Origin of the sequence: Bacillus cereus group sp. BfR-BA-01356, from assembly GCF_022663635.1 — a bacterium.
GTDB lineage: Bacteria > Bacillota > Bacilli > Bacillales > Bacillaceae_G > Bacillus_A > Bacillus_A cereus.
Window position 1 is genome coordinate 37,262 of the sequence record NZ_JAKUFX010000036.1, and the last position, 7,235, is coordinate 44,496.

The window sequence follows — 7,235 nt, forward strand, 5'->3', positions numbered from 1 at the left end:
ATATAGGTGTCAAGACAGTTGAAAAGTGTAAAGTAGGAGGCAACAATTATGCCAAGCGCAGATGTCTTAATTATTGGAAGTGGCGTTGCGGCACTTCGTGTTGCAAAAGAGATTTGTCACGAAAAGAATGTGATTATTATCACAAAGGAGACGAAACGTAATAATAATACACATTTAGCTCAAGGTGGAATTGCCGCAGCGGTAGCTACATACGACAATCCTAATGATCATTTTGAAGATACGCTAGTAGCAGGGTGTCATTATAACAATGAAGAAGTGGTCCGTTATTTAGTCGAGGAAGGACCGAAAGAAATTAATAACCTTATTGAAAATGGAATGAAATTTGATGGAGATGAAACAGGTCCTCATCTTGGAAAAGAAGGAGCGCATCGAAAACGTCGTATTTTACATGCAGGTGGCGATGCAACAGGAAAGAATTTATTAGAGCATCTTATTCAAGAAGTAGCTCCATACGTTACGGTAGTGGAACAGGAAATGGTGCTCGATTTTATTATAGAAAAAGATAAATGTGTTGGGGCTTTAACTCGCAACAATAAAGGAGAATTGAAACGTTACAATGCAGATTATACGGTGTTAGCTTCAGGCGGTATTGGCGGTTTATACGCCTTTACTTCTAATGATGAGACGATTACAGGCGATGGACTTGCAATGGTGTACCGTGCAGGCGGAGAGCTTGTAGATTTAGAGTTTATACAATTTCATCCGACGATGTTATACGCGGGTGGGCGTTGTTCTGGTCTTGTGTCCGAAGCTGTTCGCGGAGAAGGAGCTGTCCTTATAAATGGAAAAGGGCAGCGTTTTATGATGGATATACATTCCGAACAGGATTTAGCGCCTCGTGATGTAGTCGCAAGGGCTATTCATGAACAGCTACTTGCGGGTGAAAAAGTGTACTTAAACATCGAAATGATTCAAAACTTTGAACAACGCTTTCCGACCGTGTCATCGATATGTAAAACAAATGGAGTCGATATAAATAAAAAACTTATTCCAGTCGTGCCTGGTACTCATTTTCACATGGGCGGCGTGAAAACGAACTGTGATGGAGAGACGTCTATTCCGAACTTATACGCAGTCGGTGAAGTAGCTTGTAACGGGGTTCATGGTGCAAATAGATTAGCGAGTAATTCATTATTAGAAGGTCTTGTGTTTGGAAAAAGAATCGGACGACACATTTTATCTAGAGAGACAAAAGAAAAGGTGAACATGCTAGCCGAAAAGGAAGCAAAGTTTATCGTTCTGAATCATTTACCGACGAAAGAAGAAATACAAAAATGCATGATGAAATATGTTGGGATTGTGCGAACAGAGCAAAGTTTATCTTATGCGAAGAGATGGCTTAGTAAGTATGGTGTTCGAAATATGATATTACAACATGATGTTCTTACGAATGAAGAGATAACGCTTATTAATATGTTAACGGTTTGTGAGCTTATAGTTGTGTCAGCCTTGCAAAGAGAAGAAAGTATTGGCGGGCATTACCGGAGTGATTATCCAGATAGAAATATAGGAAAGAAAGAGATTGTTCGAGTAAAGAGAAAACGACAACTTGTGTGATGAGGGGAAGAGAGGCTTTATGAACACGATAAAAGTTAAAGAAGCATTAAACCGATTTTTTTTAGAAGATATAGGAGAAAGAGATGTAACATCTCAGCTTATTTTTCCAGATAACTTGCTTTCGAAAGGAACGTTTCTTGCGAAGGATACAGGGGTCTTTGCAGGATGTTTAGTAATTGAATCAGGATTTAAATTAATTGATGAGAGAATTGAAATAGAGCTTCATAAAAAAGATGGGGATCTTGTAGAAAAAGGAGAAATTATTGCAACAGTGCAAGGTCCAATCGCATCGTTATTAACAGCAGAGCGCGTTATATTAAACGTTATTCAGCGTATGAGTGGAATAGCGACGATGACGCGTAAAGCGGTTCTTGCTTTAGATAGTAGCTATACTCGTATTTGTGATACGCGAAAAACGATGCCAGGACTGCGTATGTTTGATAAGTATGCAGTCGTGTGCGGCGGTGGATTTAATCATCGCTTCGGTTTATATGATGGTGTCATGATTAAAGACAATCATATTGCTTTTGCTGGTTCTATTACAAAAGCTGTTACATCAGTGAAAGAAAAGTTAGGACATATGGTGAAAGTAGAAGTGGAAACAGAAACTGAGGAACAGGTGAGAGAGGCTGTCGCTGCTGGTGCGGATATTATTATGTTCGATAATCGTACGCCAGATGAAATCCGGGAGTTTTCAAAGATTGTACCAAGTGCCATCGTTACGGAAGCTTCAGGAGGCATCACAATTGAAGATTTATCGAAATACGGAAAAACAGGGGTAGATTATATTTCACTTGGAGCGTTAACACATTCAGTGAAAGCACTTGATATTAGTTTCAATATTGAAGAGTAAGGAAAGTGGCTTAGAGGGGGAGAAACGTATATGAGTATTTTAGAACAAGTACAGCCAATTGAAACGATGTTACCAGAGCGTTATTACACAATGTCAACGGAAGATATGGAAAAGCGTGTTCGTGAAATTAAAGAGAAAATGGGGAAAATGTTATTCATTCCAGGGCATCATTATCAAAAAGATGAAGTGGTACAATTTTCAGATGCAGCAGGGGATTCACTTCAGCTTGCGCAAGTTGCAGCGAGCAATAAAGATGCAAAATATATTGTGTTTTGCGGGGTGCACTTTATGGCGGAAACAGCAGATATGTTAACTACAGATGATCAAGTTGTCATCTTACCAGATATGCGTGCAGGTTGTTCGATGGCGGATATGGCAGATATTGAACAAACAGAAAGAGCATGGAAAGAGCTCACGAAATTATTTGGAGATACGATGATTCCGTTAACATATGTGAACTCTACAGCTGCAATTAAAGCGTTTTGTGGTCGTAACGGAGGAGCAACAGTAACTTCTTCTAATGCAAAGCAAATGGTATCTTGGGCGTTTACTCAAAAAGAACGTCTCGTCTTTTTACCAGACCAACATTTAGGGAGAAATACAGCGCACGATTTAGGTATCCCGTTAGATAAAATGGCAGTATGGGACCCACACACAGATTCATTAGAGTACGATGGGGATATAGAAGAAATTCAAGTGATTTTATGGAAAGGACATTGTTCTGTTCATCAAAATTTTACAATGAAGAATATTGAGAGTGTACGAAAAAATCATCCGGATATGAATATTATTGTACATCCAGAATGTTGCTATGAAGTTGTAGCTGCTTCAGATTATGCAGGCTCAACGAAATATATTATTGATATGATTGAATCAGCGCCATCTGGTAGCAAATGGGCGATTGGTACAGAAATGAATTTAGTGAACCGAATTATTCAGCAACATCCAGATAAAGAAATTGTTTCACTTAATCCATTTATGTGTCCGTGCTTAACGATGAACCGAATTGATCTGCCTCACTTATTATGGGCACTTGAAACGATAGAAAGAGGAGAAGAAATTAACGTTATTAGCGTAGATAAACAAGTAACGACAGAAGCGGTTTTTGCATTAAATCGTATGTTAGAGCGTGTGTAAAGCAACGGTATTCCCGTTGCTTTTTTTCATACATATAATCATAACGAGAACGAAATGGGCATACATTGTTTTGAAGAAATCATTGTGGTTCTTTATGCTTATTCCGCTTCGAATGATATTGAAAATCGAAGAAGTGATAAAAGTGAAAAGAAGTTAATGTTATTTAGAAAGAGTTACTTCATGAGATTTGTTACTTATAGATAAGTTATACAGGAGGGGGAAAATTTGAAAATTCATATCGTGCAAAAAGGGGATACCCTTTGGAAAATTGCGAAAAAGTACGGAGTGGATTTTGACACGTTGAAAAAAACAAATACACAACTTAGTAATCCAGATTTAATTATGCCAGGTATGAAAATTAAAGTGCCATCCAAGAGTGTTCACATGAAACAACAGGCTGGAGCAGGTTCAGCGCCTCCAAAGCAATACGTAAAAGAAGTGCAGCAAAAAGAATTTGCAGCAACACCAACTCCGCTTGGAATAGAAGATGAAGAAGAAGTTACGTATCAATCAGCACCAATTACACAGCAGCCAGCTATGCAACAAACACAAAAAGAAGTGCAAGTAAAACCGCAGAAGGAGATGCAGGTAAAGCCGCAAAAAGAAGTACAGGTGAAACCACAGAAGGAGATACAGGTAAAGCCGCAAAAAGAGGTACAGGTGAAACCGCAAAAAGAAGTGCAAAAAGAACAGCCAATTCAAAAAGAAAAACCAGTTGAAAAACCGTCTGTTATTCAAAAACCACCTGTGATAGAAAAACAAAAACCGGCGGAAAAAGAAAACACGAAGTTTTCGGTAAATGTATTACCGCAGCCGCCACAACCACCAATAAAACCGAAAAAAGAATATAAAATTTCAGATGTAATAAAAAAAGGAAGCGAGTTAATTGCTCCTCAAATTAGTAAAATGAAACCTAACAATATCATTTCTCCGCAAACGAAAAAAAACAATATAGTATCGCCGCAAGTGAAGAAAGAAAATGTAGGGAATATAGTATCGCCGCAAGTGAAGAAAGAAAATGTAGGAAATATAGTATCGCCGCAAGTGAAGAAAGAAAATGTAGGGAATATAATATCGCCACAAGTGAAGAAAGAAAATGTAGGAAATATAGTATCGCCTCAGGTGAAGAAAGAAAATGTAGGGAATATAGTGTCACCACAAGTGAAGAAAGAGAATGTAGGGAATATAGTATCGCCAAATGTATCGAAAGAAAATGTAGTTATTCCACAAGTCATACCGCCAAATATTCAAATGCCAAATATTCAAATGCCAATCATGGATAACAACCAGCCACCGAATATAATGCCAATTATGGATAACAACCAGCCACCGAATATAATGCCAATTATGGATAACAACCAGCCGCCGAATATAATGCCGATCATGGATAACAATCAAATGCCGAATATGATGCCAATCATGGATAACAATCAAATGCCGAATATAATGCCAATTATGGATAACAATCAAATGCCTAATATGATGCCAATCATGGATAACAATCAACCACCCAATATGATGCCCTATCAAATGCCGTATCAACAGCCCATGATGCCGCCGAATCCGTATTATCAACAACCAAATCCATATCAAATGCCATATCAGCAAGGAGCGCCGTTTGGACCGCAATATACGTCTATGCCAAACCCGAATATGATGCCAATGGATAATAATATGCCACCGCTTGTGCAGGGTGAGGAAGATTGTGGATGCGGAGGAGAAAGTAGACTATATAGTCCACAACCAGGCGGTCCGCAATATGCGAATCCTTTATATTATCAACCAACTCAGTCTGCATATGCACCACAGCCAGGAACGATGTATTATCAACCAGATCCACCGAATGTATTTGGAGAGCCCGTTTCAGAAGAAGAGAACGAAGAAGAAGTTTAAAAAGGCGGGAGTATTCCCGCCTTTTTTGCATTCCTGTTAATTAAGAAAATGAAGTTTTTTTATGAAGTGCTAGAAAATTCCTAGTGAAATATTAACAGTGTAAAAACCTTCTCGGTTACTCATCATAAGAGGGAGCTTTTCAGTAGAGAAGCTCATTCTAACAGAGGGGGTTTTTGTATTGAATACGAAAGTAAAAGTGATTGCTGCTTCTTTGTTAGTTACCAGTGCATTAGCTGCATGTGGTACACCGAAAGATAACAATGCAATGGATGGACGTAACTACAATTACGAGCGTACATCTTATAATGATACACACCAGTATCGTGATAATGTGACACGTAATGATCGTTATACAGATTATGTAACATATAGAAATGGTCGTAACGATACAGGATACAATTATTATCGAGATGTAAATTACAATGGACAAATTGCTAATCCGCATCCAACTCGTAATATTACAATGAACAATTCATACATTAACAATGATGGTAAAACAGCTGAAAGAATAACAAATCGTGTGAAACGTATGAATAACGTAGACCGTGTGTCTACAGTTGTATATGGAAACGATGTAGCGATTGCGGTAAAACCACGTAACACAGTGACAAATGAAACGGCGATGGCGAACGAAATTCGTCAAGCGGTTTCAAATGAAGTTGGAAACAGAAACGTATATGTTTCTGTAAGAAATGATATGTTTACTCGTGTCGATGCAATGAGTACGCGTCTACGTAACGGTACAGTTACAAACGATTTTAATCGTGACATAGTGAATATGTTCCGAGACATTCGTTACGGTTTAACTGGTACAGTGCGATAACAAAACAAAAGAGGAAGGGATAGCCCTTCCTCTTTATTCATCGTTGTCTTGTAAGCGACGTTTTTTAATAAAATAACTAACGGAATAAGAAACTAAAAAGCATATGAAAAGAATACTACCTGTTAAAATAGCTTCAAACAGTGGTCTTTCTGGACTGAAAATAATATAAATAATAGCCGTAACGATTCCTACAATAAGGGAGTGGAAGATAAGTTTGTAATAAGGAGTTAACTGTATTTCCTTTTCGCCTTCTTCTACATCGATTGAAACACTTAACTGTAAATAAGCAAGTAAAATACTTGTAAACATAAATAATAGCCACAATGGAGATTTCGTAATTTGATCCATTCCTTCAGTGAATCCGATGTAGCTTAAAATTCCAATTATACCAAGTGACTGAAAAAGAAAGGCGATATGCACGTTTTTTAATGTTTGCAGAATGAGACGTTCATCCTTTATTTTTTTCATAATATCCATCTACTGTTTTATGATGATTTCGCTGTTACATTAATTGTAACATATATGTTGCAATTATCAATTTATAATTTACATATTGTTCGTTTGGATAACAGAGGAAATAAAATATTTTTATAAACATGTTGCACTTATACTTTATTAATGTTATATTAGCAAAGCGATGAGCTAATTTACGTAAGACGAGAGATATGCTTAAGTGCTAAACACGCGAATGTGGTCGCCTGGTCTCTCGCCGTAAACGCATCAAGACGCCTGCTTTGCAGGCGTCTTTCATTTTATATAAAAGTAAATGATACATACAGATGAGGTAAATCCTAATCTGTATTTTTTTATTTTTCGAAAGAAATGTAATGTGGATAAAACCCCATGCCCATCAACTTAAAAATCTTCACTACCCCCAAGTGTAAAAAAACGTTATTCTTTCTAAAAAAGCTAGACTAGAAAGGATGACGTTTTCTTATGAATCTCTCGATT

The 7,235-nt window shown here is 37.5% G+C and carries 5 protein-coding genes and 1 pseudogene; 5 read left to right on the forward strand and 1 reads right to left on the reverse strand.

The features are described from left to right. The first annotated feature begins 48 nt into the window (after positions 1–48). The 5 genes and pseudogenes from nadB (at position 49) to MR168_RS14575 (ending at position 6,284) form a co-directional block, all read left to right on the forward strand. Positions 49–1,578 (forward strand): L-aspartate oxidase, encoded by a 1,530-nt coding sequence (gene nadB / locus MR168_RS14555; protein WP_001138531.1) that lies wholly within the window; start codon positions 49–51, stop codon positions 1,576–1,578. 19 nt (positions 1,579–1,597) lie between these two features. Beyond that, entirely contained in the window at positions 1,598–2,431 is an 834-nt protein-coding gene (gene nadC, locus MR168_RS14560) for a carboxylating nicotinate-nucleotide diphosphorylase (protein ID WP_001092209.1), read from the forward strand. Between the two features lie 30 nt (positions 2,432–2,461). Then, a complete protein-coding gene (nadA, locus tag MR168_RS14565) occupies positions 2,462–3,568 on the forward strand; it encodes a quinolinate synthase NadA (RefSeq protein ID WP_000025336.1) in 1,107 nt (368 codons plus the stop codon). Between the two features lie 225 nt (positions 3,569–3,793). Then, a pseudogene (safA, locus tag MR168_RS33905) lies at positions 3,794–3,950 on the forward strand (SafA/ExsA family spore coat assembly protein); the annotation flags it as partial. Positions 3,951–5,639: 1,689 nt separating this feature from the next. Continuing rightward, positions 5,640–6,284, forward strand: a complete 645-nt coding sequence (locus MR168_RS14575) for a YhcN/YlaJ family sporulation lipoprotein (RefSeq protein WP_001093537.1) — start codon at positions 5,640–5,642, stop codon at positions 6,282–6,284. Between the two features lie 33 nt (positions 6,285–6,317). Here the strand turns inward: MR168_RS14575 and MR168_RS14580 are convergent, their stop codons facing one another. Then, positions 6,318–6,752 carry a branched-chain amino acid ABC transporter substrate-binding protein gene (locus MR168_RS14580; RefSeq protein WP_242291405.1) on the reverse strand — a complete coding sequence of 145 codons (435 nt, stop codon included), beginning with the start codon at positions 6,750–6,752 and terminating at the stop codon, positions 6,318–6,320. Between the last annotated feature and the right edge of the window lie 483 nt (positions 6,753–7,235).

Bases quoted from the DNA above. Each gene is read 5' to 3' on its own strand.
- nadB (WP_001138531.1), top strand. From the start codon at position 49: ATGCCAAGCGCAGATGTCTTAATTATTGGAAGTGGCGTTGCGGCACTT.
- nadA (WP_000025336.1), top strand. From the start codon at position 2,462: ATGAGTATTTTAGAACAAGTACAGCCAATTGAAACGATGTTACCAGAG.
- MR168_RS14580 (WP_242291405.1), bottom strand. From the start codon at position 6,752: ATGAAAAAAATAAAGGATGAACGTCTCATTCTGCAAACATTAAAAAAC.
- nadC (WP_001092209.1), top strand. From the start codon at position 1,598: ATGAACACGATAAAAGTTAAAGAAGCATTAAACCGATTTTTTTTAGAA.